We start from the raw sequence: 26,349 nt of genomic DNA on the forward strand, positions 1-26,349 counted from the left end.
TGAAAGCTGGTCGCGCAGGCGTTACGTAATCACGCAGGTGATAGTCACTTCCTGTTATATCGCTAACATTAATTTTACGACTTTAATGCAGGTTAAACAGGTAAAAACTCTTAAAGAAGTACCAGGAATCATCTCAGAGAAAGAAGGGCGTATGCGCCCGAAATTCGGGCGCGGAGGGAACTCAGGCGGTCGTTTTAATAATATTGACGATCAGCCCGTCATCTTCCAGTTTATTACGGTGCGCGTCGCTCAACCGTTCATCGGTAATCACGCGGCTAAAGCGTGAAACCGGGCCCATCGTATAAGGGTGAACGGCGCCAAATTTAGAGCTGTCGGTCAATACAATGGCTTCACACTCTTTTTCCAGCACGGCATTCACGACGTCAGAGCGCATCATATCCCGGCCGGTAAAACCTGTCTCAGGCTGCCAGCCGTCAATCCCGATAAAGGCCTTGCTGAAATGAACCTGCTGAACATACTGACGGGTCAGCGGGCCAACCATGCTTTCACTTTTTTTCTGGTAAATACCGCCCAGCAGGATCACCTCGCAGCGCGTCTCTTTGAGCAAATGCGCGATATAGCTGCTGACGGTGATGATGGTAACGTCTTTTTGATCGGCAAGCGTGCGCGCCAGCAGGGCATTACTGCTGCCGTTTTCAATAAAGACGGTCTCGCCGTTGTTCACCAGAGACGCGGCAAATTCCGCCAGTTCACGTTTGAGCGCGTAGTTATTCATCATGCGCGTCTCAACGTCATCACTGTCCAGCGGGACAGCATATCCGTGCGCGCGACGCAGGTAGCTCTGTTTTTCCAGCAGATTAAGATCCTGACGAATGGTGACTTCAGACACGCCAGTGGTTTTAGCGAGATCGACTACGCTTACGCGTCCCTGATCGATGACCATCTGCAAAATGAGTTGTTGTCGGGAATTCATAGCATCCATTTAATAAAGCGAAACGAGGTCGGAGACGGTGGGATTAAACTTCCCACGGCGCTTTTGGCTGTCCGTTTTCTGGCGCATTGTCGGCACCATTCTGAGCAAGAAGTTCAGACTTCAGGATCTCGAGATTACGGATAGCAGAGTGATAATCGCCCGCCACCAGGATATCCAGCACGGTATCAATTCTTTGTGCTACAGCTTGTGCGTCAATAGTCGACATAATCTCACCCCAGGCGCGAAAAGTTAATATTTTCAATGATGCAGAAAATAGGATCAAAAGAGAAGGGAAAAAATGCAATAACTAAATTACATAAACGTAAGTGATAAATTTATTCCCCCTCATGCAGCAGGCTTAATGAGTGGATTAGTCTAAAACTGCGCGCAAGGCGCTTTTTTATAAGAGGAATTAGACTATGACAGTTATCAATCAGCCTACCTGCACACTGTTTACCGATACTGAACGGTTCACGCAGCTGTCAGGGTATTACGAGGCGGAGCGTCACACGGTCTGGATGATGCTGCGGGCTCAGCCACGTCCTTGCTTTAACCATGCGTTAATAGAGGAGATCATGAACTTTTCATGGCTGGTTCGCCAGTCCGGGTTTGCGGTTGATTTTTGGGTAACCGGATCGCTGGTTCCCGAGATGTACAATACGGGCGGTGATTTACAGTTCTTCGTCGAGTGCATTCAGAACGGACGTCGGGAAGCGTTACGGGCGTACGCTCGCGCCTGCGTTGATTGCGTCCATGCGGCCTCGCGGGGGTTCGATACCGGAGCCATCACTCTGGCAATGGTCGAAGGCAGTGCGTTAGGGGGCGGGTTTGAGGCCGCTCTGGCGCACCATTTCGTCCTGGCTCAGCGCGATGCCCGTTTAGGTTTCCCGGAGATTGCCTTCAACCTGTTTCCGGGTATGGGAGGATATTCCCTGGTTGCACGCCGTGCAGGCATGAAGCTGGCGGAAGAGCTTATCTACAAAGGGGAATCCCATACGGCTGAATGGCACGAACAGCATGGGCTGGTGGATGTTCTGTTTGAACCCGGACAAAGCTATGTCTCCACCCGAACCTTCATCGATACGCTGCGGCCAAAACTGAATGGCGTCAGGGCGATGCTGCGCGCCCGTACGCGCGTTCTGCAATTGCCCCGCAGTGAACTGATGGACATCACGGAAGACTGGGTTGATGCCGCTTTCTGCCTGGAGCCGAAAGATATCGCCTACATGGAGCGTCTGGTCACGCTGCAAAACCGCCATCACGCGGCGGGCCTGCGTAAAGCCAGTTAACGCTGATTTCGCGCTTGATATCGTTTTAGCCATCGCTCGAATGCGGCAGCGGGCATCGGCTTAGCAAACAGAAAACCCTGCCGTTCGTTGACGCCGTTCTTGGTCAGAAAGGCGTCTTCTTTTGCATTTTCCACACCCTCGGCAATCACCTGCAGATTTAACGCCTGCGCCACCGCGACGATAGCGCGCACCAGTGACTGGGAAATAGACTGCTTATGAATATCCCTGACGAAAGATTGATCGAGCTTAATGGCGTCGATAGGGAAGCGGGCCAGCTGAGAAAGGGAAGAGTAGCCGGTACCAAAATCATCCAGATGAATTTGCGCCCCGAGTCGGCTGAACTGCTGGATCACGGACAGCGCCAGCTCTTCATTTTCGATAAGACAGCTTTCGGTCAACTCGACGTCGACCGGGCAGTATTCAAAATTCAGATCCTTCAGCGCCTGCTTTAAGTCGCTGAAGATGGTCTGGTCGGCCAGCTGGCGAGCAGAGACGTTCACCGCCACGCGCAGGTTTATTCCCTTATCGCGCCATTTTGCCACCTGGCGAACCACATCGAGCATCACCCAGCGGCCCAGCGGCACAATCAACCCCGACTCCTCGGCATAAGAGATAAACTCCAGCGGCGGGATCAGGCCGCGTTCTGGTGATTGCCAGCGGACCAGCGCTTCAAGGCTTCTGACTTCTCCGCGCCAGGTTATTTTCGGCTGATAGTGGATCAGAAGCTGATCGTTATCCAGGGCCTTGCGCAGGTTGGTATCTAGCCAGAGATACTCAAACACGCGCTGGTTCATCTCGGGTGAGAAGACGCAGAACTTGCCCCGGCCGTTCTCTTTGGCGGTGTACATGGCAGTATCGGCGTTGCGAATAACGCTTTCCCGGTCGTTCCCGTGCTGTGGGGCGAGGGCGATACCCAGAGAGCAGCCGGTATAAATCTCAATCAGACCGATTCGGAACGGCTGGCGCAGACGGGTTAAAATGCGCGACGCCATCGCCTCCAGAGAGCCCTGAGAGGTATTGGTGGCCATGACGATAAACTCATCGCCGCCAAGACGCGCCAGCACCTGTTCTTCATCCAGACAGCTCAAAATGGCGAGGGCGACAGCCTGCAACAGCTGGTCGCCAAACATATGCCCGTAAGCGTCGTTGACCTTTTTAAAGTTATCCAGATCGAGATACACCACGCCCACCTGCGTGTCGCCGCGGTTGTCGATGGCGTCAGAAATCAGATCGTGGATCGCATTGCGGTTTGGCAGGCCGGTGATGGTATCGGTATTGGCCAGCACGCGCAGCCGCTCCTGAGCGCGGCGCTCCTCGGTAATATCTGTCCCGGAACAGATGAGGAAAATTTCATTTTTACCGCTGCCGCTGTGCACGAATTTGTTTCTGAACAGAAACAGCCGCTGCCCTTTACGCGTTTTGATCCAGCGTTCGACTTCGTAGGAGCTGCCGTTGCGAAAAAAACCGGTAATATTGCGCTTTGAGGCTGCCGCTTCGCTGCGGCTCATAAACAGCTTAAATACGTTCTGACCAATGACTTCTTGCTCTTTCAGGCCGGTGTACTCTTCGCTAAGCCGGTTAAAACGCTGAATATTGCCGTGCTGATCGAGGATAACAATGACGGAGTTGGCCTCGGAGACAACCTGTTCCGCAAAAGAGAGCCCCTGAGCCAGATCGCGCGCCACGGAGGGCGTATCATTCCAGGCGGAAGCGGTGCCTGCCCACTCGTTGCGGGTAATTTTACGGCCCACAAGATGAACCGGGACATCTTCCCCGTACAGGGAGAGCGACATGGAAATGCTGGAGGTTATAACGGTTAAATGACGGATGAGATCGGCCTGTTCATCGTCCAGCGCCACGACCTGAGTGACATCGGCATTTTCGCTGGTGGAAAGGTGCAGAGCGTTGCTGTCAGCTGACAGGCGCCACCACGGGCTGTGAGTCCCCATGTAGCGAAACAGCAAATTCTGCTCCAGATCGTCCATCATGTTTTCTCCCGCAGCTGTTCATTAGCGCACAAATTATTCATTTGCTGTCGACTTTTCCGTTGAGAAACAGCGGCAAAACCGAAGTGAACCTATTGTTTTTCCCTGCTTTCTTATAATAAAACGAGCCAGGTGAAAAAGGATACTGAGCGTATAGAAATTCACGTAACCGAATATAACAACACTCTTTTACTGTAGATAATTATGGCGGTTTTGGGCGAAGGGATACTGAAAATAGTAAGGAAAAATAATGATTTTGTGGCGGGGATAAAAAGAAAAATTGTCGGCCCTTCCGGAAAGGAAATGGCCGACAATTGAACCGGTTATCAGGCGATAGGGCGCGCGATAATACTGCGGGTTTCCATGCGAACTTCGGCGATAGTGACGTCAATCACGTCGGTGACTTTGTAAACTGTTTCACCTTTAATTTGCACGGTACCGTTTTCCTGGCTACAGACCATTTCGTCACGAACCGCGTGCAGGAACGGCGCAGGAATAAACGCGACAGCACCGTTATCGACCAGGCGAACGCGCATACCTCCGCGGCTGATATCAATGATCTCTGCGGCGAAACGGGTATCCGTACCGGCTTTATCCTGCAGGAAGCGTGCGTACAGCCAGTCTCCAACGTCACGTTCCGCCATGCGGTTCAGTCGGCGACGATCGGCCATCTGCAGCGTGGTGTCCTCCTGAGGACGGGCAATGGTTTCACCTTTGATAATCGCTTTCAGCAGACGGTGGTTGACCATATCGCCATACTTACGGATCGGCGATGTCCAGGTGGCGTAAGCTTCGAGGCCAAGACCAAAGTGCGGGCCAGGTTCGGTGCTGATTTCAGCGAAGGACTGGAAGCGACGAATGCGGCTGTCCAGGAAACCCGACGGCTGCGCGTCCAGTTCGCGGCGAAGCTTGCAGAAGCCCGGCAGCGTCAGCACTTCTTCCGGATCAACGTGCACATCGTGAGTCTTCAGCAGGGCCGCCAGCGCTTCGGTATTCGCCGGATCAAAACCGGTGTGGACGTTGTAAATGCCAAAGCCCAGCTTGTCGCGCAGCACGCGTGCGGCGCAGATGTTGGCGGAAATCATCGCCTCTTCAACGATGCGGTTCGCAATGCGTCGCGGTTCGGCCACGATGTCCAGCACTTCGCCTTTCTCGCCCAGAACAAAGCGATAGTCCGGGCGGTCTTTGAACACCAGCGCATGGGTTTTACGCCACTCGCCGCGGTTGAGGCAGATGCGATGCAGCAGACGGATTTGCGCGGCAATGGCGTCTGATTCAGGTTTCCAGCTACCGGTATTTTCAAGCCAGTCGGAGACGTTATCGTAGGCCAGCTTGGCTTTCGATTCGATGGTGGCGGCAAAGAACTCGATATCGTCTTCAATCGCGCCATCTGCGGCGATAGTCATGCGGCAGGCAAGGACCGGGCGCACTTCATTTGGACGCAGCGAGCAGAGATCGTCTGACAATTCGCGCGGCAGCATCGGAATGTTGAAGCCGGGCAGATAGTTGGTGAACGCACGGATTTTCGCAGCGTCATCCAGCTTGCTGCCTTCGGCAATCCAGGCGGTTGGATCGGCAATGGCGACGGTCAGATGGAGTTTGCCATCGGCGCCTTCTTCAGCGTACAGCGCGTCATCCATATCTTCCGTGCTGGCGCTGTCGATGGTGACAAATTCCAGTGCGGTGAGATCGCGGCGCGTCAGACCTTCGTCCTGCATCTCGGTCGCTACGCCGTTCGGCGCTTCTTTTTCAAGATTATGGCGTGCCAGCGTGACCCACCATGGTACGAAATGGTCGGCGCCAAAGGTGATGAACTGGGTCAGCTCAGCATAAAAACCGCGATCGCCTTTCAGAGGATGACGGCGCATTTCTGCTACGGCCCAGTCACCTTCTTTAAAATCATGCTCAACGCCACGGGCGGCGCGGCAGGGAATGGCATCTTTCAGCAGGGGATGATCCGGCACGATAGCAAGACGATCGTCTTTTCTCTGCACCTTACCCACAAAACGGGTCAGGAACGGTTCGATCAGTTCTTCCGGCTCGGCAGACTCGCGGTCCTTCTCGGTATGAATGACGGCCATGACGCGATCGCCATGCATCACTTTCTTCATCTGCGGAGGCGGAATGAAGTAGCTTTTCTGCGCGTCAACCTCAAGGAAGCCAAAGCCCTTTTCCGTGGCTTTTACGACCCCTTCTGCACGCGGCGTCTGGGAATGCAGTTGCTGTTTAAGCTGCGCTAGCAGCGGGTTGTCCTGAAACATAATGTTCTATTTTCGTAGCCATTGAGCGGCTGACAGTTTTACGCGATTCTCACTGTCTCAGCAAGCGCTCTTTGGGTAATTAGTATGGTTATTCCTCTTTACCAAACGCGACTTTCAAACGATTGAGCCAGCCATCAAACGCGCTCCAGGTAAGCAGCATGATGGCATGTTCGCCGGGGAGTCCTTGATCCGTGAGAGGGGTAAACTGCGCGGCGCTGAAGCGGTCCGGAGAGCGCGTCAGCAGTTCGACCGCCGCCGAAAGTGCGGGGGACGTCAGCGGGATCGCTTCACGGGTGTTTAACAGGATCTCTCCGGTCAGGTCGAGCAGCGACGGCTCATGGCAAAGGACCGGCGTCAGCGCCTCCAGTGCGGATTCTGCCTGCCAGCGGGACAGCGACTCAAGCTGATGCGCGCTCGCATAGCGCAGCTCGACGACGGGCAAAAGCGGCACCCACGCGGCGTGGCTCGCGGGCAGCGTGTGCGGCTGAATATGATGGCCAGGCAACCAGCGAACGGGGTGTCCTAACAGCGCCTGAAAAACCGCGACCACGCGCGCCTGAAAACCGATAAACCCGATAATCTGGTTAATCACCACAATGTCATACGTCGACAGGCCAACCTCATCAAGCTGGTTCTGCGCTTTATCATCGATGACATCAGGGGAGCTGGCGAGCTGGCGGGCATACTGTGTAATTTGCGCCAGACGTCGGTTGCTTTCACGCGAGGAGTCCGGGCCGGGAAGCGGGGCGAGGAGGGCGGCGTAATGATTACAGAGCCGCTGAACGCCACAGGCCTGTGCGACCGTTAGCGCGGTGCTGAGCCGATCGTAGGCGCTGAGCGTATGCAGGCGGTTCACGGGAATTGAGAGCGGAAACAGCTGGTGGCATAAGGCTCTGGCAGGGGTAAGCCAGCCAGAACAGGCGGCGACAATCTCATCAGGCAGGGCTAAATCGAGCAAAAAACGATCGTCAACGTTAGCGGCTTCGGGCACCAGAGGCAGAACATCTGTCTGCGCGTGGTTCGACTGGGTCTCGTGATACCAGTGGCCTTTGCCGGAAAAACGGCGTTGTTCCATGTGCGTTCCTTGATCTCAAAATGGCGATCAATATCCTGGCGTAAGGCAGATAAAGGGAAAAATATTGTTAGGTGATAACAAATAGCAGAACGGAATAACGAAGGGGCGGTGCGGGGGAGAAACTCTCTTCCCGTGCGGGAAGAGAGTCACAGCTTATTTAATTTCCAGCTCGTTCATTGCAGCGATGTTGAAGCCGCCGTCAACGTGAACCACTTCGCCGGAGATACCAGCGGAAAGGTCAGAGCACAGGAATGCTGCAGAGTTACCCACATCTTCAATGGTAACGGTACGACGAATCGGGGTAACCGCTTCGCAGTGTGCCAGCATTTTACGGAAATCTTTAATACCGGAAGCTGCCAGGGTGCGGATAGGACCTGCAGAGATGGCGTTAACGCGCACGCCTTCAGGACCCATTGCGTTCGCCATGTAGCGTACGTTGGCTTCCAGAGAGGCTTTCGCCAGGCCCATAACGTTGTAGTTAGGGATAGCACGCTCAGCGCCCAGGTAGGACAGAGTCAGCAGGGCTGCGCCCGGGTTCAGCATCGTGCGGCAGGATTTCGCCATCGCAACGAAGCTGTAGGAGCTGATGTCGTGAGCGATTTTGAAGCCATCACGGGTAACCGCGTTCACGTAGTCGCCGTCCAGCTGGTCGCCAGGAGCGAAGCCAATGGAGTGAACGAAACCGTCGAATTTCGGCCATGCTTTTGCCAGTTCAGCAAACATGCCGTCGATGCTTTCGTCTTGTGCAACGTCACATTCCAGAACGATGCTGGAACCCAGCTGCGCGGCAAACTCTTCAACACGGCCTTTCAGCTTGTCGTTCTGGTAGGTGAACGCCAGCTCAGCGCCTTCGCGATGCATTGCCTGTGCGATGCCGTATGCGATGGACAGTTTGCTGGCAACGCCAGTCACCAGAATGCGCTTACCGGAAAGAAAACCCATAGCTTTAATCCTTATATTCATTGCTAATTTTGCCTTGTAATTCATAGCGTTACAGGCAGTATTTCAAAATCATTCGAAATTAGCTCGAAATTATAGCCCACTCACAGCCCCTTGTGTCACGATATTTCTCGCTCTTCTCCGAAGACGCCTGCTCCGAAGAATGCGCCGCGGACTCGCGGGGGCTCAAAATTTCAGCATTCGTCCAGTATATCACCCGGCAACAGCTTCGCCTCATCCAACCAGCGAGGAAGCGCGATCCCGTAAGGGTATTCACGCTTTCCTGAGGTTGTCGATGAAGCGCGCGATGACGATAAAGAAAACCGGTACGAAGAAAATGGCGAGAAGCGTACCGCTAATCATCCCGCCAAATACGCCGGTACCGATGGCATGCTGCGTACTGTCGCTCGCACCACTGGCCAGCATCAACGGAACAACCCCTAAGGTGAAGGCTAACGACGTCATCAGAATAGGGCGCAGGCGCTGGCCGGCGGCATGAATGGTTGCCGCCAGCAGGGGCTGCCCCTGGCGATGGAGCTGCCTGGCAAATTCAACAATCAGAATGGCGTTTTTGGCCGACAGGCCGATAAGCGTAATCAGGCCGACCTTGAAGAAAACGTCATTCGTCATGCCGGCAACCGACACCGCGATCACCGCGCCGATAAGGCCCAGCGGAACGACCAGCATGACCGCAAAAGGAATAGACCAGCTCTCATACAGGGCGGCCAGGACCATAAACACGACCAGTATCGACAGGACGATAAGGCCCGGAAGCTGAGATTCTGATTTTCTCTCCTGCAATGAGCTCCCGGCCCACTCGCCCGCCATGCCCTGAGGTAAATCTCTGGACAAACTCTCCATAACCTTCATTGCGGTGCCGCTGGACTCTCCCGGCGCCGCACTTCCGGTAATGCGAATAGCCGAATATCCCTGATAACGCGTCAACTGCTGCGGCGCAACGTGCCAGGAAAGCGTGGCAAACGTTGATACCGGCACCATCTGCCCCATCCGGTTTTTCACTGATAATGTCAGTATCTGCTCAGGCTGCATTCGGTAGGGCGCATCGGCCTGAATAATCACCTGCTGAACGCGGCCGTTATTCGTATAGTCATTGACGTAATTTGAGCCCAGGGTGACGGAGAGCGTCTGGTTGATTTCATCAAACGAGACGCCCATCGCTTCCGCCTTTTCTCTGTCCACCTGGAGCGCAAGGCTTGTTCCTTCCGGCAGACCGTCTATATACACGTCACTCAGTTCAGGGCGCTGATTGGCCTGCAGGACCAGCGTGTCGGCAGCGCGCTTTAACGCCTCGTAGCCCAGTCCCGCTCTGTCCTGCACGTACCATGTGAAGCCCGACGAGGTGCCCATATCCGAAATGGCCGGCGGGAGCAGGCTCATCGTGACGGCATCAGAGACGTTAGCCATGCTGGCCTGTATTTGGTCGGCTTCCCCCTGGGCCGTCGAGCCCTGCCGATCTTTCCAGTCCTTCAGCGTGGTGAAGGCCATAGCCGAGTTTGGCCCTGAACCTGAAAATCCAAAGCCCAGGATCATAATGTTGCTTTCAATATCCGGCCGGGTCGCAATTTCCTCTTCAAATTTTTTAACCACGTTGAGGGTACGCTGCATCGTGGCATCTGAAGGCAACTGGATTGAGGACATAAAGTAGCCCTGATCTTCATCCGGCAGAAAAGACGACGGTAGCGAAGACAATCCCAAAAACAGCGCAGCACAAAGCGCAGCGTACAGGAGCAGCATACGCCCGGTTCGCTTCAGAACGGCACCCAGCCCGGCTTCGTAACAGGCGGTGAGCGAACGGAAGCGCGCGTTAAACCCGACCGCGAACCTTCCGCCTCCGCTCTTTCCTGCCTTATGCGGCTTGAGTAACGTTGCGCACAGGGCAGGCGTCAGCGTCAGGGCAAGAAACGCGGACAGCAGTATGGAAACCGCCATGGAAATACAAAATTGTCGGTAGATAATCCCGACGGATCCTTCCGCAAACCCCATGGGAATAAAGACGGCGGTCAGCACCAGCGTGATGCCAATAATCGCCGGGGTGATTTCCTGCATGGCTTGCCGCGTGGCGTCACGCGGGGACAGGCTTTTTTCCTCCATCAGTCGTTCAACGTTCTCCACGACCACAATGGCATCATCAACGATAATCCCTATCGCCAGCACCATGCCGAACATCGTCAGAATATTGATGGAGTAGCCGCTCAATAGCATCACCGTGAAGGTGCCAAGAAGGGCGACGGGAGCAACAATCGCCGGGATAAGCGTACAGCGTATCTTGTGCAGAAACAGCAGCATAACCAGGAAGACGAGGACCATCGCTTCTACAAATGTCTGAACAACCTTCATGATAGAAAGTTTCACAAACGGCGCGGTATCGAAGGGGATCGTAAACGCCATTCCTTCGGGTAACACCCGGGAAAGTTCGTCGATGCGCGCCCGTACGCCGGAAGCCGTACTCATCGCATTCGCACCAGGCGAGAGCTGGATTGCTGCCGCCGTTGCGGGCACGCCATTTTCACGGATACCAAAAGCGTAGCTTTGCAGACCAGATTCAATCCGCGCAATATCGGACAGCCTCAGGCGGGCGCCGGATGCGTCAGATTTCAGGGTGATATTGCTGAACGCCTCTACCGAGGAGAGCTGTCCCTTCACGGTGATGGGATACGCCACCCCTTGTCCTGCAGAGGCGGGCTCATCTCCCGTTTTGCCGGGCGAAACGAGGGCATTTTGCTGGCCAACGGCGGTAAGAACATCGCTTACCGAAAGCCCGTAGCCGTGGAGCTTCATGGGATCCAACCAGATGCGCAGCGCTTTTTCGCCGCCAAACAGCTGAACTTTCCCTACGCCGGGCACGCGACGAAGCTCGTCACTGACGTTTCTGGCAAAATAGTCGCTTAAATCGGCTTCCTCAAATTGACCCGTCGCGGACTTAAGCCCCACCATCATTAAAAAGCCAGAGTTAGCGGCCTCGACGTTAATCCCGTTTTGCCTTACCGCCTGAGGTAGACGAGGCTCGACGATCTTAATCTGATTTTGCAGATCCATCTGCGCCAGCTTGATGTCCGTGCCCGGTTTAAACGTGACGGTAATCGATGCCGAACCGGTTGTGTCACTGGATGATTCAAAGTAGAGCAAATTATCTACGCCAGAGATTTCGCGCTCGATTAACGATACCACCGACGTGTTCATGATATCGGGACTGGCCCCCGGATAACTGACGGAAATAATGATTCCAGGCGGTGCTACCGCCGGATACTGCGCAACCGGCAAACGGGGAATTGACAGGAGTCCTGCCAGAACGATAAAAAGCGCTACTACCCAAGCGAAAACGGGGCGTTCAATAAAAAAATGCGGCATTAAATTAACGTCCTGTTACGTGAATTTCATCATCAGTGGATACGCGCTTGCCGATATCCCTGAGCTGCGAAAATTTCTCAAGAAGCTGCGGCGCGTCATCGAGGCTCGTCGCGAACATCCACATGTAGGTCATCACGGAGTAAATATGTCCGGCGGTGATGCCGGTTGAGCGCGTCATCCAGACGATGGTCAGCGTAAAAAGCGCGGCAACGAGCACGCCAACCCACAAATAACCCCACGCTTCGCGGTCAGATAATGCGATACGTAAACGCGCCAGCGTGGAGTAATGTCGGTGAAGCGTGGCTGTGCCCGCCTTATGGACATAATCCACTTCTTTTTCCAGCCGATTATTCAGGCGCATGAACAGCCATTCATTTTTACGGGCATATCCTGAGACAAATCCGAGCAGGATAAATACAATCGCAAAGCACATGACGCCGGCCCAAAATTCAATAAACATCAACATAATTGCGGCACCAAAAAGTGAGCTCAGCGAGGTAATAAGCAGGGGAAGGTGCATTTCAAAGAAATCCACATATTCGCGCGAGAGCGTTACCCTGGCGGCGATCGCCGAATGGTTAAGCTGGTATTTGCGCTGTGCCTGGACGACGGAAACCGCGAGTCCGGCATAAATGCGTGCAAAGGTGCGCGTGTCTACGCTTCGTCTGGCCGCACCGATGAACCACATGCAAAGCACCATCAGGCCATACAGCGCGGCGTTAAGCGTTTCACCGGCGAGGATGGCATTTATCGCGATGCCAGCCAGAACGGGATAAAGTAAAAACGTCACGTTTTCGGCCACCACCAGGAAAAAAGTGACAACCAGTTTTTTCTGGTGCCGTATCGCGAGTTTTTTTAGCGAGCGCATCATACCGGCAGGTTCAGAAGAACGAAAATTATTATTACTGTTCATCATTATGGGTAAGTCATGTCAGACTTTGCAGTGAGTTATTTTTGTGTGAAAGAGTGAGGTAGAGACTCTACCGCGCGCCTGTTTAGCGGACATGGGCGGTTTATGGAGGACGTGTGGAGCAGCGGCTCAAATCATTCTCATAATGAGGTACAGCGGTGCTCCGCCAAAAAAAATGATCAAATAACACTCGTAGTAAAAGATCAGATCTTCGATATCGGGCATCGCGTTTAACAGTACGGTGAACGTAATAATGAGATAGACAAAAATCATCATCAGCCAGAAGGCGACGACGAGTAGCTCAGTCAACGCGCCGGCTTTATTTTGGATCATCAGAGAGACCACCGATAATGCGATGCAGCCATAGATAATGGGTGAAGAGAGCAGCGTCGAGGCGACTTTTTCATCCATTCTGTGCACCAGTACCAGCCAGGTATAAAGTAATCCCCACGACAGCAGCAGGAACAGGGAATATATACCCAGTTTTTTAGGAGAGAAATATTTAGAAAGTTCCATGTTCATTATTTCAGCCAACTTCATAAAATCTTTAAGAAACAGTGGTAATTTGCAACGCGCAATGCACAAAGGACTATGCCTCAATAGCGATTATGCGCGGACATTGTCGAGTCTTTATTGACTGAATGTGTAGGCTGTGTGGAGAAATAACCGGGCATTTAAATCAACCGGGAAATTTTCGAGACCACGGCACTTTTTCTCGGAGGCTGTGTCTTATTGTGCTAAAGATATCTGATAGCGTGCTCAAAGGGATTTCACCCACGGAGATAAAATGCACAAAAATACGCTGATCCTTATTGTTGAAGATGAAGACGAAATCGCCGATATACTGATGAGCTACTTAGAGCGTTCGGGAATGAAAACGCTCAGAGCCAGGCAGGGCGAGCAGGCCATAACGCTCAATCGCCTCCATAAACCGGATCTCATATTGCTGGACATTCACCTGCCCGTATGTGACGGCTGGAGCGTACTTACCACGCTTCGTCAGGAAAGCGCTGTCCCCGTCATTATGGTTTCCGCTCTCGATCAGGATGTCGATAAGCTCATGGGGCTGAGGCTGGGCGCGGATGATTACGTGATCAAACCCTTCAACCCTTCTGAAGTCGTCGCCCGGGTTGAGGCGGTGCTGCGCAGGACAAAACCCGCGCTTCAGCAGGCGGGTTCTCAGCCGCTCAGAACGCCATTTATTACGGTCTACCCGGATGACTTCTACGTGGAAGTCACCGTGGGGGCAGAGGTTGTCTCCCCGGTATTAACGACGACCGAATTTAAATTGCTCACATACCTGGTGAGATATCCGCGAAAGGTCTGCTCACGCGAAGAGCTACTCAACGCGTGTCTGCCGGAAGGGGATACACTCGACAGAACGGTCGATAGCCATATGAGCAAGTTGCGTAAAAAACTGGAGCTGGCCGGCCTTTACGGTGTTCCCGAGAGCATCAGAGGCATGGGTTACCGGCTTGGGGAAAAGAAATGAACAAAGAGTCTGTCCTGAGTCGTCAGATCTTAACGTATATGCTGTTGCTGACGTTTACGATTATTGCCATCGCCATACTCGGCTCCTGGTTTTTTTACTCCTTTATTCTGGATCACCTCCCGGGCGGCCCTGCAGCGGGCGATGACGAGCAGATGACTATGTGGGACTGGGCATGGATTGGGACCGCGACTACGATCAGTATGATTATTGCCCTCTTTTTCACGGTCAAACTTTCATCGCGGATACTCACCCCGCTAAACGCGGTAGCGTCCAGCCTGAAAAAGATTTCTCAGGGCGATCTGGACGCCAGGGCATTTTGCGCCAGTTCCCGGCTGGGTGAGATCAATCACCTGGTGACGGATTTCAATGAAATGGCGGAAAAATTACAGACGCTGGATATTCAGAGGAAATCCTGGAATGCCGCTATCGCGCATGAGCTGAGAACCCCGGTTACTATCTTACGCGGACGGCTTCAGGGGTTGGTTGACGGCGTTTTTACCCCGGACCCGGTGCTGTTTAATAATCTTCTCAAACAGACGGAAGGGTTAACCCGCCTGATTGAAGATCTCCGGGTTGTCAGTTCGGATGGCGGGGCGGGATACACGTTATGCCAGTCAAGAACGGATCTAAAAGGGACAATACAGAACGCACTCGATACGTTCATGCCCGAGTTCAGCCGTAAGGCATTTACCGTCAATACAGACCTGAGGGAGCAGCAGTGCGTATTCGATCCATTACGCATCAATCAGTGTTTGACCGTTTTATTTGATAATGCCTTACACTATTCAACCTCGCGCACGCTCATCGTGAAAAATGGCGTTTCTGATAAAGGCAATTATATCCTTATTCAGGACGGGGGACCGGGCATCCCCAGGGAGTTTCATGATTTCTTATTTCAGCCGTTTCAGCGCGATAATGGCGCCAGACATGTGAACCCGGAAGGCTGTGGCTTGGGCTTGTCGGTAGTAAAAGCCATCATGCTGGCTCATGGTGGCGATGTTTCCTATACCTTATCGACGCAAAACCACTCGATATTTAAACTCACCTGGCCCGACTCGTGAGCTTCAGCGGCAGGTCAAATCTGCCTGCCGGCGATAAATGCCATATTTTTCCTAACTTAGCATCCCATTCCTGCGGGGTAATCGTCAGCTTACCGCGTCTCGGGCTTAAGGTTATTTCGCTGAAATAGATTTCATCTTTTTTTAGCATAAGGTCAACGCGGCAGTAGTCAATTCCATCCGCCAGCTCCTGGGAGGCCAACAGTGCCTGACGGAACAAGAGCGGTTCGCCAGGCGTTGCTGAAGTATTCGGATATTCCATCCGGAAGGGTTGTAAGTTCCACTGCCTGTCATAAACGTTGATAAACCCTTTGCCGTTATCATCCGTAAAATCTGCTTCTACATAGTGGGCAACGCCATGAAAACAGTGGATCCTCAGCATTTCGGGCGTTGTGTTTCTGTCAGCATCGTCGAAGAGATCGACAAACGGCTCGCAAAGTATGCTCGGCGTAATGTTTTTGTACTGCCATTCGCGCGTGGTGTAGTAAAGATTTTTCTTTAACGCGAGGCTCAGCTTTTTACACGCTTCTTTTTCATTAAATTGCGCTTTGTTTGTACATATTATTGTGCTGCCGCTGTCATGGTTGCACTTAAGGACGAATTTGTCAGGAAGAATTGAAAAATCAATCTGCGACGGCCGGGTATAAACGCCAATTAATGGCACCGTTTTCACGCGCGTTGTTCTGGAGGAAACGTATGCCCGAACGGCGAGTTTATCGGCAAGCATCGTGTAGAAGTTATTATGGTCATAGACCAGACGATGACATATTTTTTCACTCAACGTCGTGGGCGAGTTAATGTCAGGAGTTTCCCCGGTTGCTTTCTTAAGCCTCACGGTATGAAAGTGCAGGTCCGTCATTAAAAATGAGAGGCATTTTCTGATGAGATACTCTGTGTATTTTAAAACGTAAGTGGCGGTGTTCATTTCTTCTCCTCCGTAATGTCCGGATATTCTGGAGAAGAACTGTTGATTGATATTGCTTAAAATATGGAGCAGGGATGGAGACGAAAATTAAAGGATTAAATAGCGCACGCAGGCTATTTAATCCATTAATTTAATGGGGCAGTTTTTGTGGAGCGTCGCGCTTAGCGGTCCTTTCTCCACGCATCGGCGGTTAATGCTTCACCGAAATGACCGGCAATCAGCCGTTTTGTCAGCTCATGAAGCGGAGAGGCCATCACATCCGCCGTGCTGCCGCGCTCGACCACTTCTCCCTGGTGCATGACCATCACCTGATCGCTGATGTGCTTCATCATTCCCAGATGCTGGGTAACGTAGATATACGAAATCCCTTGTTTTTCCTGCAATTCCAGCATCAGGTTAATCAGCTGCGAGCGCATCGACATATCCAGCGAGGCAAGTGCTTCATCCGCAATGATCACTTTTGGCCGCAAAATCAACGCACGCGCCAGACCCAGACGCTGTTTCTGGCCTGGTGCCAGCATATGCGGGTAGTAGCTTTCGTGATCCGGCAAGAGCCCAACCATACGCAGGGTTTCAAATACGCGCTTACGGCGCGCCTCTGGCTCCAGGTCGGTGTTCAGACGCAGCGGAAAATCGAGGATCTGAGAAATGCGCTGGCGCGGGTTAAGCGAGGTAGACGGATCCTGGAAGATCATGCGGATGCGCTGGCTGCGGAAAGAATAGTCGCCGAACGTCAGAGGATGATCGTCAATCAAAACTTCGCCTGCAGTGGGTTCAACCATGCCGGCGAGCATTTTCGCCAGGGTAGATTTCCCGGAACCGTTCTCGCCGATGATCGCCAGAGTCTGTTTTTCACGCAGCGTAAAGCTCAGCGGCTTCACCGCGTCGACAGTTTGACGATGAAACAGCCCCGTGCGGTAGCGAAAGGTCTTACTCAGGTTGCGGACTTCCAGTAAGGTTTCGACCATTTCACTCTCTCTCCATGTTCAGCGGGAAATGACAGGCGTATAGATGATTTTTGGCCCCGGTCAGGCGTGGTGTCTCGATACATTTACGCTGAGCATAGGGGCACCGCGGCCCCAGACGACAGCCTATCGGCAGGGATTCCAGCAGCGGAATCGCCCCCGGCAGGGTATTCAGGCGGCTCTTATGCGGCATCGCGCTGCCGAAATCCGGAATGGCGCGAATAAGCGCCTGCGTATACGGGTGGTGCGGCGCGCCGATCAGATCTTCACTCGGCGCGGTTTCGACCGTTTGCCCGCAGTACATGACGTCAATTTTATCCGCCCATTTGCTGAGCATTTGCAGGTCATGGCTGATCAGCAAAATGGTGGTGTTGTTATTCTGGTTGAGACGCGACAGCAGGCGGAAAATTTGCGCCTGCGTGGTGGGTTCCATCGCGTTGGTGGGCTCATCCGCAATCAGCAAACGCGGCTGATTTGCCAGCGCGATGGCAATCATCACTTTCTGACATTCGCCGTCGGTCAGCTCATAAGGAAAGCTGCGCATCGCATCTTTGTGATCTTTGATCCCGACGCGGTGTAAAAGCTCGATGGCGCGGCGCTTGCGCCAGCCAACGCGTTGCCACCAGCGGCCTTTATAGGTCCAGCCGGGAATGTTCTGCATGAGCTGTTTACCCACGCGTTCGGACGGATCGAGACAGGACTGCGGCTCCTGGAAAATCATCGAGACGTTATGCCCGACCAGCTTACGCCGCTCGCGGGGGGAGAGGCGCAGCAGATCGATATCGTCAAAACGCATACGGTCTGCCGTCACGCGCCAGTTGTCTTTCGCCACGCCGCATATAGCTTTGGCAATCAGGCTTTTTCCCGAGCCGGATTCCCCCACCAGCCCGCGAATTTCACCCTCCGCGAGGGTGATACTGATGCGATCGACGGCTTTAACCCAGCCTTCACCGGTTTTGAATTCGATGGTGAGGTTGCGAATATCAAGAAGCGGCATTATTGCACCCCCGCGTTAATTGCACGGCGAATACCGTCGCCCAGCAGGTTGATAAGCAGCACGCTCACCATAATGGCCGCACCCGGCAGCATGACCGTCCACGGTGCCACGTAGATTAACTCCAGCGCGTCGCCGAGCATCGCACCCCATTCGGGCGACGGCAGCTGTGCACCGAGATCGAGGAAGCCGAGCGCCGCGATGTCCAGGATTGCCATCGACAGGGCGCGGGTGATCTCTGTGACCAGCCCGGCGGCGATGTTGGGCAGTACGGCAAACCACAGAATGTTGAAGGTCGTCGCGCCGTCCAGACGCGCTGCGACGACGTACTCTTTTTCGAGTTCATCATGCACCATGCTGTAAACCGAGCGCACGATGCGGGGCAGGATAGCCAGCCAGACGGCGAACATGGCGTGCGACAGGTGCGGACCGGCAAAGGCAACAACAATGATTGCCAGCAGCAGAGACGGAATCGACAGCAGCGTATCCAGAATGTGGTTAAGCACCGCCGAACGCAGGCCATGGGTGGATCCCGCAAAAATACCGAGCGCCAGTCCGCAGACAGTGGCCGCGAACGTGACCACAAATGCGCCGCCCACCGTCGGGGCAGCACCGCTCAGCAGGCGGCTCAGCACGTCGCGTCCCAGGTCGTCCGTCCCCAGGAAGAAAGAGACTTCGCCGTAGCGCGACCAGGAAGGCGGCAGCAGCTGATAGCCAAGGAACTGCTGGTCGATGCCGTACGGCGCAAACCACGAGCCAAAGACGCAAAGCAACACCAGGCCGGCACAGCCGTAAAGGCCGATCATTGCCGTGGTGTCACCATAGAATTTACGCCACACGGTACGCAGCACGCCGGGCGTGCGCTTTTCACTGTATACGCTATCGTAAGGCATACCATTCCTTATGCTTCAATGGGTTAGCCATGGCACCCAGAATATCGGACAACACGTTAACAATAATCACCAGCGAGCCAATTACCATCACGCCCGCAGAAATAGCGGCGTAGTCCTGCTGGCGGATGGCGTTAATTAGCCATCGCCCCAGGCCCGGCCAGCTAAAGACCATCTCGGTGATCATGGCCAGCGTCAGCATGGTGGAAAACTGTAATCCCAGACGCGGAATTACCGGCGGCAGCGCGTTGTGCAGGACGTTGCGGCGCAGTATGGTCAGGCGGGACAACCCGCGCGTGGCGGCGGCTTTGACATAGTTCTGGTCAAACACCTCGATAGTGCTCAGGCGCATCAGGCGGATCACTTCGGTTGTTGGCGCAACCGCCAGCGTCAGCACCGGCAATACCATATGGCGCACGGCGCTGACGATCATCTCATGGCGCCACACCGAATCGGACAGCCACGCGTCAATGATGGCAAACCCCGTCACCGTTTTAACCGTATAGAGTAGGTCAAAACGACCCGAAACCGGCAGCCAACCCATCGTCAACGAGAAGAACAGCGTCAGCAGCAGCGCCAGCCAGAATACCGGGATGGAGAAGCCGAACAGGGCGAGGGCGCTGATAAACTTATCCTGCCATTTGTTGCGATAGATCCCGGCCAGCATACCCACAGGGATGCCGACCATCAGGGCAAAGCCGAAAGCCAGAATGCACAGCTCCATCGTGGCCGGGAAAACCTCTTTCAGCTGCTGGGAAATCAGCTGCCCGTTAATGCTGGACACGCCGAAATCCCAGTGCAGCAGCCCGTTAAACCAGAACAGCCAGGCATCCCACAGCGACGACCCCTGGAGCGGGGCGTGGGGCGTGAAATAGCTCAGGCTGAAGCCGACAAAGTTCAGGAAAAAGAGCGTCACCAGCAGCAAAAGGAGCCGACGTAAGGTAAAAATAATCATGGTTTTTTCACCTCTTGTTCTTTTTCACGCGACACGCCGGCAAACGAGGCGTTGCCGAACGGACTCAGCACCAGACCTTTAATATCATAACGATAGGCCTGAAGGCGCAGGGAAGAGGCCAGCGGCAGCACCGGCAGCTCCTGGGCAAGGATCTTCTGCGCTTCATCATAGGCGTCGATGCGTGAGGCCAGCTGCTGGGAAGCCAGCGCTTTTTGCAGCACGGCGTCAAACTCCCGGTTACACCAGTGGGCGTAGTTGGTCTGCGAATTAATCGCCGCGCAGCTTAGCAGCGGCCGGAAGAAACTGTCCGGATCGTTACTGTCGGTCGCCCAGCCGGTCAGGGTTAAATCATGATTCATGTCCATCAGGCGCGCCTCCTGGAAACGGCCCTCAACCGGTACGATGATCACTTTGACGCCCACCTGTGCCATATCTGCCTGCAGCAGTTCGGCGGTCTTGAGCGGACTCGGGTTCCACGCCTGGGAGCTGGTGGGCACCCAAAGCTGCAGCGTGAGGTTTTCCGCCCCCAGCGCCTTCAGCTGTTCACGTGCTTTGGCCGGATTGTATTCCGTAATTTTAGCTTCACCGTCATAGGCCCACGAGGCGCGCGGTAAAATTGAGGCGGCGGTTTCCGCCGTGCCGTAGTAGATCGACTGCATTAAACGCTGGTTGTTAATCGCCAGCGCCAGAGCGTGACGTACGGCAGGGTTATTCAACGGCGGCTTATCGGTGTTAAAGGCCAGATAAGCGATATTCATGCCGGGACGTAACGTCAGGCGCAGGCGCGGATCGTCACGCAAAATGGTGAGCTGGCTGGCCGCGGGCCAGGCGAGTACGTCGCACTCCCCGGTGAGCAGTTTTGACAGACGTCCTGTCCCGCCTGAACCGAGATCGACCACCACCTGCGGCATCAGCGGGGTGCCGCGCCAGAAATGCTCATGGCGCTGCAGGCGAATATACTGCCCGGCGCGGTATTCGGCCAGCTGGAACGGACCGGTGCCGACTGGCTGACGATCGAGCAACTCCTGACGATCTTTTTTCGTCAGGTTCGCCGCATATTCAGCGGACATGACCGACGCATAGTGGGTCGCCAGGTGCCAGAGGAAGGAGGCATCCGGGCGCGTCAGCGTAAATTCGACCGTGCGGTTATCCAGCTTACGCACGCTTTTGACGGTGTCGGCAAACTGCAGGCTGTCAAAATAGGGGAAGCTGCTGCCGTTAACGTTGTGCCACGGATGGTTACGGTTAAAAATGCGCTGGAAGGTAAAGACCACGTCATCCGCGTTCAGCTTGCGCGTGGGGGTAAACCACGGTGTGCGCTGAAATGCGACGTCATCGCGCAGATGAAAACGGTAGGTTGCGCCGTTGTCCAGCACTTCCCAGCTTTCCGCAAGCTCAGGCACAAGACGGTAGGTGTAAGGATCAACATCAAGCAGACGGTCGTAAAGCTGCGCGGCCAGGGTATCCACGATCAGGCCGCTGCCCGCTTTTTGCGGGTTGAAGGTGTCCACCTGGCCGCTTACGCAATAGACGAAGCCGCTGTCACGAATGTCAGGCTGCGGAGTTAGCCCGGGCGCGGCAAAGGCCAGGCTGCTAAACAGACCGAGAGCAAAAAAGGACGATAAAACCAGACGCATAATTTTTAAGGTTTTTAGGTTTGATCTGCAAAGTGTATCGCACTTACGCATGCTTCGTAAAAATGTCTGCGGGTAAGTGCTGATATTGTCAGCGCATTTGATGCTTTTTGAGCAATGCCCTTAACTGATGGTAGGTCAGACCCAGCAGTTCAGCCGCCCGTTTCTGGTTATATTTCGCCGTCTTCAGGCTTTGCTCCAGCAGCTGTTTCTCCTGGTCGTTCTGGAACTGGCGTAAATCAAGGGGAAGAGTAGGGGCATCGCCTGAAGACGTTGGTGCGGATAGCGGCGGCGCGCTGCGCTGAAAAGGATCGATAATAATATTGTCCAGCTCCGTCTCGCTGCTGCCGTGACGATAGACGGAGCGCTCCACGACGTTTTTCAGTTCGCGGATATTTCCCGGCCAGTGGTAAGCCAGCAGTGTTTCTTGTGCATAATCGCTGAAGCCGGGGAACAGCGGCAGTCCGAGCTCGCGGCACATCTGAATCGCAAACTGGTCTGCCAGCAGCATGATGTCGCTTCTGCGCTCGCGCAGCGGAGGAAGTTGAACGACGTCAAAGGCCAGGCGGTCAAGCAGGTCGGCACGGAATTTCTCCTCCGCCACCATCTCCGGCAGGTTGGCGTTCGTGGCGCACACCAGGCGTACGTTAACCTGCAGCGGCTGGCTGCCGCCGACGCGCTCCAGCTCGCCGTACTCAATCACGCGCAGCAGTTTTTCCTGCACCAGCATGGGCGCGGTGGCCAGCTCATCCAGAAAAAGCGTACCGCCGTCGGCGCGCTCAAAGCGTCCGGGATGGCGTTTCTGGGCACCGGTAAACGCCCCTGCTTCATGGCCGAAGAGCTCGGTGTCGAGCAGGTTTTCATTCAGCGCCGCGCAGTTAAGGGAAATAAAGGGACCATCCCAGCGCCCGGATAAATAGTGCAGACGGTTGGCTATCAGCTCTTTCCCCGTTCCACGTTCACCGACGATCAGCACCGGTTTGTTGAGCGGCGCCAGGCGAGAGACCTGTTCCAGCACTTCGAGAAAGCTGTTTGCTTCGCCGAGTAAATTGTCTTTGTATCCGGGCATGATGAAATTAACCACTCCTTAGCGATATTCACCAGTGAAGAATAGTCCGTTGCTGCATAAAAATCAATCAGTGTTAGTAAAATCAATAAGATAAAAAGTTGGCATGATGTTTGTATTATCTGCACAGCAGGGCATAGCCCGATAACAGAACTATGAGGATTTGATTATGGGTATTTTTTCTCGTTTTGCCGACATCGTGAACGCCAACATCAACTCGCTGCTTGAGAAAGCAGAAGATCCGCAGAAGCTGGTACGCCTGATGATTCAGGAGATGGAAGACACGCTGGTTGAAGTGCGTTCTACCTCCGCCCGCGCGCTGGCGGAGAAAAAACAGCTTACGCGTCGCATTGAACAAGCTACCGCTCAGCTGAACGAATGGCAGGAAAAAGCGGAACTTGCGCTGCGCAAAGATAAAGAAGATCTGGCCCGTGCGGCGCTGATCGAAAAACAGAAGCTGGCCGATATGGTCGCGACGCTCGAGCATGAAGTGACGCTGGTGGACGACACGCTCACCCGTATGAAGAAAGAGATTGGTGAGCTTGAAAACAAACTGAGCGAAACCCGCGCGCGTCAGCAGGCGCTGACCCTGCGTCACCAGGCGGCAAGCTCCTCCCGCGACGTGCGTCGTCAGCTGGACAGCAGTAAGCTCGATGAAGCGATGGCGCGTTTTGAATCGTTTGAACGTCGTATCGACCACATGGAAGCGGAAGCCGAAAGCCACGGCATCGGCAAGCAGAAGTCGCTGGATCAACAGTTCGCCGATCTGAAGGCTGATGATGAAATCAGCGAGCAGCTGGCTGCACTGAAAGCCAAAATGAAGCAAGACAACCAATAATAATTCCTGCGGCACCTGAGCGTGCCGCATCATAAGACAAGGAGTACACATGAGCGCGCTTTTTCTGGCCATTCCCCTGACAATTTTCGTGCTGTTCGTTTTGCCAATTTGGCTATGGCTGCACTACAGCAACCGTTCTTCTCGGGGCGAACTCTCCCAGAGTGAACAACAGCGTCTGGTGCAGCTCTCCGACGAAGCGAACAAAATGCGCGAACGCATTCAGGCGCTGGAAGCCATCCTGGATGCTGAGCATCCAAACTGGAGGGACCGTTAATGTCTGGACTGAATCTGAACAAAAAGCTGTGGCGAATTCCACAGCAGGGCATGGTGCGCGGCGTTTGCGCCGGGCTGGCTCACTATCTTGATGTCCCGGTTAAACTTGTCCGCGTGGTCGCGGTGCTATCGATCTTCTTCGGCCTGGCGTTTATTACCCTGGTGGCATACATCGTCCTGTCGTTTGTTCTTGACCCGATGCCGGAAGGAGAACTGGCTGTGGAGGGAGCCCCGACCAGCAGCGATCTTCTCAATGCCGTTGATGAGCAACTCGCCGCCGGTGAGAAGCGGCTACGGGAAATGGAACGCTATGTCACGTCGGATACCTTTACGCTGAGAAGTCGCTTTCGTCAGCTTTAAGAGAGAGATGAGATGAAACAACACTGGCAACAGGCCGGTCAGAGGGTAAAACCCGGCCTGAAAATCGCAGGTAAACTGGTCCTGCTGACCGCGTTACGGTTCGGCCCGGCAGGTGTCGCGGGCTGGGCAATAAAATCCGTTGCCCGCAAGCCGGTAAGAATGGTGCTGGCCGTGGCGCTCGAACCGCTGTTGCAAAAGGTGGCAAAACGGCTTTCTCGCCGCTACTTATCCCAATAATTCCCGCAGGCGTTAGCCCTTACCCTGACGGGGGGAGGGACTGGCGACGGTTAACCGCGTTTCCTCTTTTCCCCGTTCTTTCTTTGCGGCAGCTCACAATATTGCGCTGAGCTGCTTTGCAATCACCTTTTTCTCCTCTCTGGTCCGTTGACAGATATTTTTCATGGGAGTAGATTGCCACTTCGTGGGACCGCTACCATGGAAAATAAAATGGATACAAAAATTAAAGAGATCATTAATTTTGTTTACGGGGAAACGTTTTCTGAAGCCCATCTTAATGTGCTGCTGGAAAATATTGAAAAGGCCGCTTCTGTTATTACGGAAAAACGTAAAACGGGTTGGGATGAAAAAGACGTTGTCCTCATCACCTATGCCGATCAGTTTTCAGCGAAAGGGGAGAAGGCGCTGCCTGTTTTTACACGTTTTTATAACAGGTGGCTTTCTCATTCTTTTTCTCATGTCCATCTCTTGCCTTTTTATCCATGGTCTTCGGACGACGGGTTTTCTGTTATTGATTATCATGAGGTTGCACCGGAAACCGGAACGTGGCGAGACGTTGCCGAATTAAAACAGTCAGCCAGTTTAATGTTCGATTTCGTATGCAACCATATGTCGGCCAAAAGTAAATGGTTCGCTAATTACCTGAAGCAAATTCCTGGGTATAGCGATTTCTTTATTTCTGTCGATCCTGAAACAGATTTATCCGCGGTGACGCGTCCGCGTGCTTTACCGCTTCTTACGCCTTTCACGCTGCATGACGGCAGCGTGCGACACCTGTGGACCACCTTCAGCGAGGACCAGGTTGATCTCAATTTCGCCTCTCCGCATGTGCTGATCGCGATGGTCGACGTGCTGCTGCATTATCTTATTGAAGGGGCGCGATACATTCGTCTGGATGCTGTAGGCTTCATGTGGAAACTACCCGGAACAAACTGCATCCACCTTGAGCAAACCCATCAGCTCATCCAGCTTTTCCGCGCCATTACCGAGGCTGTCGCCCCGGGAACGGTGATTATCACCGAGACGAACGTTCCGCATAAAGATAACGTTGCTTACTTTGGTAACGGTGAAAATGAAGCGCAGATGGTTTATCAGTTCTCTTTGCCGCCGCTGGTGCTGCATGCGGTGCATTGTCAGAACGTCCGGACGCTGAGCCAGTGGGCGGCGTCGCTGACGTTGCCTTCCACGAAAACCACCTGGTTTAACTTCCTTGCCTCGCATGACGGGATTGGTCTGAATCCGTTACGCGGAATTTTACCCGAGTCGGAAATCCTCTCGCTTGTGGAAAAACTTCAGGCTGAAGGAGCGTTGGTTAACTGGAAAAATAACCCGGATGGCACACGCAGTCCTTATGAAATTAATGTGACCTATCTGGATGCATTAAGTACGCGTAACAGTCCTGACAGCCAACGGATTGCCCGTTTTATTCTGGCGCATGCAGTCCTTTTAAGCTTCCCCGGCGTACCTGCGGTTTATATCCAGAGCATTCTCGGTTCCCGTAATGATTATGCAGGTGTTGAGCGCCTGGGATACAACCGTGCGATTAATCGTGAGAAATACACGGCAGGGAAAATTGATGGTGAGCTTGAAGATAAAAATAGCCTGCGCTCTCAGATCTATTGCTCGTTAAGCCAGTTAATTGCGCTGCGTCGGGCAGAGAAAGCATTTCACCCTGACAGTGAGGCTTATTTTAGCGCGTCAGGTGAACATGTTTTAAAAATCGTTCGCGTGGCGGGTTGTGGTGAAAAAATAATGGCGCTGTTTAATTTCAGTGACGGCATTCAAACGGTGGAATCCGATATTCAATCCGGAAATGACTTGATCACCGGAAACGATATTACAGACAAAAAACTGACCCTATATCCATGGCAGGTGTTGTGGATTAAAGAAAACTAAAAAG

At 53.8% G+C, this 26,349-nt stretch carries 24 protein-coding genes; 8 read left to right on the plus strand and 16 right to left on the minus strand.

The window, feature by feature from the left end:
• Nucleotides 1–181: 181 nt before the first annotated feature.
• Both INF68_RS19685 and INF68_RS19690 read right to left on the minus strand, forming a co-directional pair.
• On the minus strand, nucleotides 182–934 hold the full coding sequence (locus INF68_RS19685) for a DNA-binding transcriptional regulator YciT (RefSeq protein WP_023312063.1): 753 nt from the start codon (nucleotides 932–934) through the stop codon (nucleotides 182–184).
• A gap of 43 nt (nucleotides 935–977) precedes the next feature.
• Nucleotides 978–1,160, minus strand: a complete 183-nt coding sequence (locus INF68_RS19690) for a hypothetical protein (RefSeq protein WP_029740522.1) — start codon at nucleotides 1,158–1,160, stop codon at nucleotides 978–980.
• A gap of 193 nt (nucleotides 1,161–1,353) precedes the next feature.
• Here INF68_RS19690 and INF68_RS19695 point away from each other — a divergent pair, with 193 nt between their 5' ends.
• The gene (locus INF68_RS19695; RefSeq protein ID WP_126786840.1) at nucleotides 1,354–2,223 is read left to right on the plus strand and encodes a crotonase/enoyl-CoA hydratase family protein; all 870 of its coding nucleotides are present in this window, start codon (nucleotides 1,354–1,356) and stop codon (nucleotides 2,221–2,223) included.
• Here the strand turns inward: INF68_RS19695 and pdeR are convergent.
• From pdeR to INF68_RS19730, 7 genes are all read right to left on the minus strand, one after another.
• The gene (pdeR, locus tag INF68_RS19700; protein WP_029740520.1) at nucleotides 2,220–4,211 is read right to left on the minus strand and encodes a cyclic di-GMP phosphodiesterase; all 1,992 of its coding nucleotides are present in this window, start codon (nucleotides 4,209–4,211) and stop codon (nucleotides 2,220–2,222) included. The genes INF68_RS19695 and pdeR overlap by 4 nt on opposite strands.
• 323 nt (nucleotides 4,212–4,534) lie before the next feature.
• Nucleotides 4,535–6,469 (minus strand): exoribonuclease II, encoded by a 1,935-nt coding sequence (locus tag INF68_RS19705; protein WP_109843963.1) that lies wholly within the window; start codon nucleotides 6,467–6,469, stop codon nucleotides 4,535–4,537.
• Between the two features lie 88 nt (nucleotides 6,470–6,557).
• Nucleotides 6,558–7,544, minus strand: coding sequence for a CMD domain-containing protein (locus INF68_RS19710; protein ID WP_126786841.1), 987 nt, complete (start codon nucleotides 7,542–7,544; stop codon nucleotides 6,558–6,560).
• 153 nt (nucleotides 7,545–7,697) lie between these two features.
• On the minus strand, nucleotides 7,698–8,486 hold the full coding sequence (gene fabI / locus INF68_RS19715; protein ID WP_109843965.1) for an enoyl-ACP reductase FabI: 789 nt from the start codon (nucleotides 8,484–8,486) through the stop codon (nucleotides 7,698–7,700).
• Between the two features lie 270 nt (nucleotides 8,487–8,756).
• Entirely contained in the window at nucleotides 8,757–11,852 is a 3,096-nt protein-coding gene (locus tag INF68_RS19720) for a multidrug efflux RND transporter permease subunit (protein ID WP_126786842.1), read from the minus strand.
• Nucleotides 11,853–11,856: 4 nt separating this feature from the next.
• Nucleotides 11,857–12,768 carry an ABC transporter six-transmembrane domain-containing protein gene (locus INF68_RS19725; RefSeq protein ID WP_193525402.1) on the minus strand — a complete coding sequence of 304 codons (912 nt, stop codon included), beginning with the start codon at nucleotides 12,766–12,768 and terminating at the stop codon, nucleotides 11,857–11,859.
• Between the two features lie 123 nt (nucleotides 12,769–12,891).
• Nucleotides 12,892–13,278, minus strand: a complete 387-nt coding sequence (locus INF68_RS19730; RefSeq protein WP_032668468.1) for a hypothetical protein — start codon at nucleotides 13,276–13,278, stop codon at nucleotides 12,892–12,894.
• Nucleotides 13,279–13,549: 271 nt separating this feature from the next.
• On the opposite strand from INF68_RS19730, the gene INF68_RS19735 reads away from it, so the two are divergent.
• Together INF68_RS19735 and INF68_RS19740 are read left to right on the plus strand one after the other, a co-directional pair.
• The gene (locus tag INF68_RS19735; protein WP_045400158.1) at nucleotides 13,550–14,254 is read left to right on the plus strand and encodes a response regulator; all 705 of its coding nucleotides are present in this window, start codon (nucleotides 13,550–13,552) and stop codon (nucleotides 14,252–14,254) included.
• Nucleotides 14,251–15,315 carry an ATP-binding protein gene (locus INF68_RS19740; RefSeq protein WP_126786843.1) on the plus strand — a complete coding sequence of 355 codons (1,065 nt, stop codon included), beginning with the start codon at nucleotides 14,251–14,253 and terminating at the stop codon, nucleotides 15,313–15,315. Before INF68_RS19735 ends, INF68_RS19740 begins: the two co-directional genes overlap by 4 nt.
• Here INF68_RS19740 and INF68_RS19745 read toward each other — a convergent pair.
• The 7 genes from INF68_RS19745 to pspF form a co-directional block, all read right to left on the minus strand.
• Complete coding sequence (locus INF68_RS19745) at nucleotides 15,296–16,237, minus strand: ATP-grasp fold amidoligase family protein (RefSeq protein ID WP_126786844.1); 942 nt, start codon at nucleotides 16,235–16,237, stop codon at nucleotides 15,296–15,298. The genes INF68_RS19740 and INF68_RS19745 overlap by 20 nt on opposite strands.
• A 161-nt stretch (nucleotides 16,238–16,398) precedes the next feature.
• Complete coding sequence (gene sapF, locus INF68_RS19750; protein ID WP_023312051.1) at nucleotides 16,399–17,205, minus strand: putrescine export ABC transporter ATP-binding protein SapF; 807 nt, start codon at nucleotides 17,203–17,205, stop codon at nucleotides 16,399–16,401.
• Nucleotide 17,206: 1 nt separating this feature from the next.
• Nucleotides 17,207–18,199 (minus strand): putrescine export ABC transporter ATP-binding protein SapD, encoded by a 993-nt coding sequence (sapD, locus tag INF68_RS19755; RefSeq protein WP_033145732.1) that lies wholly within the window; start codon nucleotides 18,197–18,199, stop codon nucleotides 17,207–17,209.
• The gene (gene sapC / locus INF68_RS19760; RefSeq protein WP_126786845.1) at nucleotides 18,199–19,089 is read right to left on the minus strand and encodes a putrescine export ABC transporter permease SapC; all 891 of its coding nucleotides are present in this window, start codon (nucleotides 19,087–19,089) and stop codon (nucleotides 18,199–18,201) included. The genes sapD and sapC overlap by 1 nt, the downstream gene beginning before the upstream one ends.
• Complete coding sequence (gene sapB / locus INF68_RS19765) at nucleotides 19,076–20,041, minus strand: putrescine export ABC transporter permease SapB (RefSeq protein WP_023312049.1); 966 nt, start codon at nucleotides 20,039–20,041, stop codon at nucleotides 19,076–19,078. Before sapB ends, sapC begins: the two co-directional genes overlap by 14 nt.
• A complete protein-coding gene (sapA, locus tag INF68_RS19770; RefSeq protein ID WP_126786846.1) occupies nucleotides 20,038–21,678 on the minus strand; it encodes an ABC transporter substrate-binding protein SapA in 1,641 nt (546 codons plus the stop codon). Before sapA ends, sapB begins: the two co-directional genes overlap by 4 nt.
• Before the next feature lie 88 nt (nucleotides 21,679–21,766).
• Nucleotides 21,767–22,744 (minus strand): phage shock protein operon transcriptional activator, encoded by a 978-nt coding sequence (pspF, locus tag INF68_RS19775; RefSeq protein WP_126786847.1) that lies wholly within the window; start codon nucleotides 22,742–22,744, stop codon nucleotides 21,767–21,769.
• A gap of 166 nt (nucleotides 22,745–22,910) precedes the next feature.
• On the opposite strand from pspF, the gene pspA reads away from it, so the two are divergent.
• From pspA to INF68_RS19800, 5 genes are all read left to right on the plus strand, one after another.
• Nucleotides 22,911–23,579 (plus strand): phage shock protein PspA, encoded by a 669-nt coding sequence (gene pspA / locus INF68_RS19780; RefSeq protein WP_193525403.1) that lies wholly within the window; start codon nucleotides 22,911–22,913, stop codon nucleotides 23,577–23,579.
• A gap of 49 nt (nucleotides 23,580–23,628) precedes the next feature.
• Nucleotides 23,629–23,853, plus strand: coding sequence for an envelope stress response membrane protein PspB (gene pspB / locus INF68_RS19785; protein WP_023312045.1), 225 nt, complete (start codon nucleotides 23,629–23,631; stop codon nucleotides 23,851–23,853).
• A complete protein-coding gene (pspC, locus tag INF68_RS19790; RefSeq protein ID WP_126786848.1) occupies nucleotides 23,853–24,212 on the plus strand; it encodes an envelope stress response membrane protein PspC in 360 nt (119 codons plus the stop codon). The genes pspB and pspC overlap by 1 nt, the downstream gene beginning before the upstream one ends.
• Before the next feature lie 12 nt (nucleotides 24,213–24,224).
• Nucleotides 24,225–24,449, plus strand: a complete 225-nt coding sequence (gene pspD / locus INF68_RS19795) for a phage shock protein PspD (protein WP_126786849.1) — start codon at nucleotides 24,225–24,227, stop codon at nucleotides 24,447–24,449.
• Nucleotides 24,450–24,647: 198 nt separating this feature from the next.
• Entirely contained in the window at nucleotides 24,648–26,345 is a 1,698-nt protein-coding gene (locus INF68_RS19800; protein ID WP_126786850.1) for a sugar phosphorylase, read from the plus strand.
• The last annotated feature ends 4 nt before the right edge of the window (nucleotides 26,346–26,349 follow it).

The sequence above is a fragment of the Enterobacter cloacae complex sp. P16RS2 genome (assembly GCF_014982155.1).
Taxonomy (GTDB): Bacteria; Pseudomonadota; Gammaproteobacteria; order Enterobacterales; family Enterobacteriaceae; genus Enterobacter; species Enterobacter cloacae_M.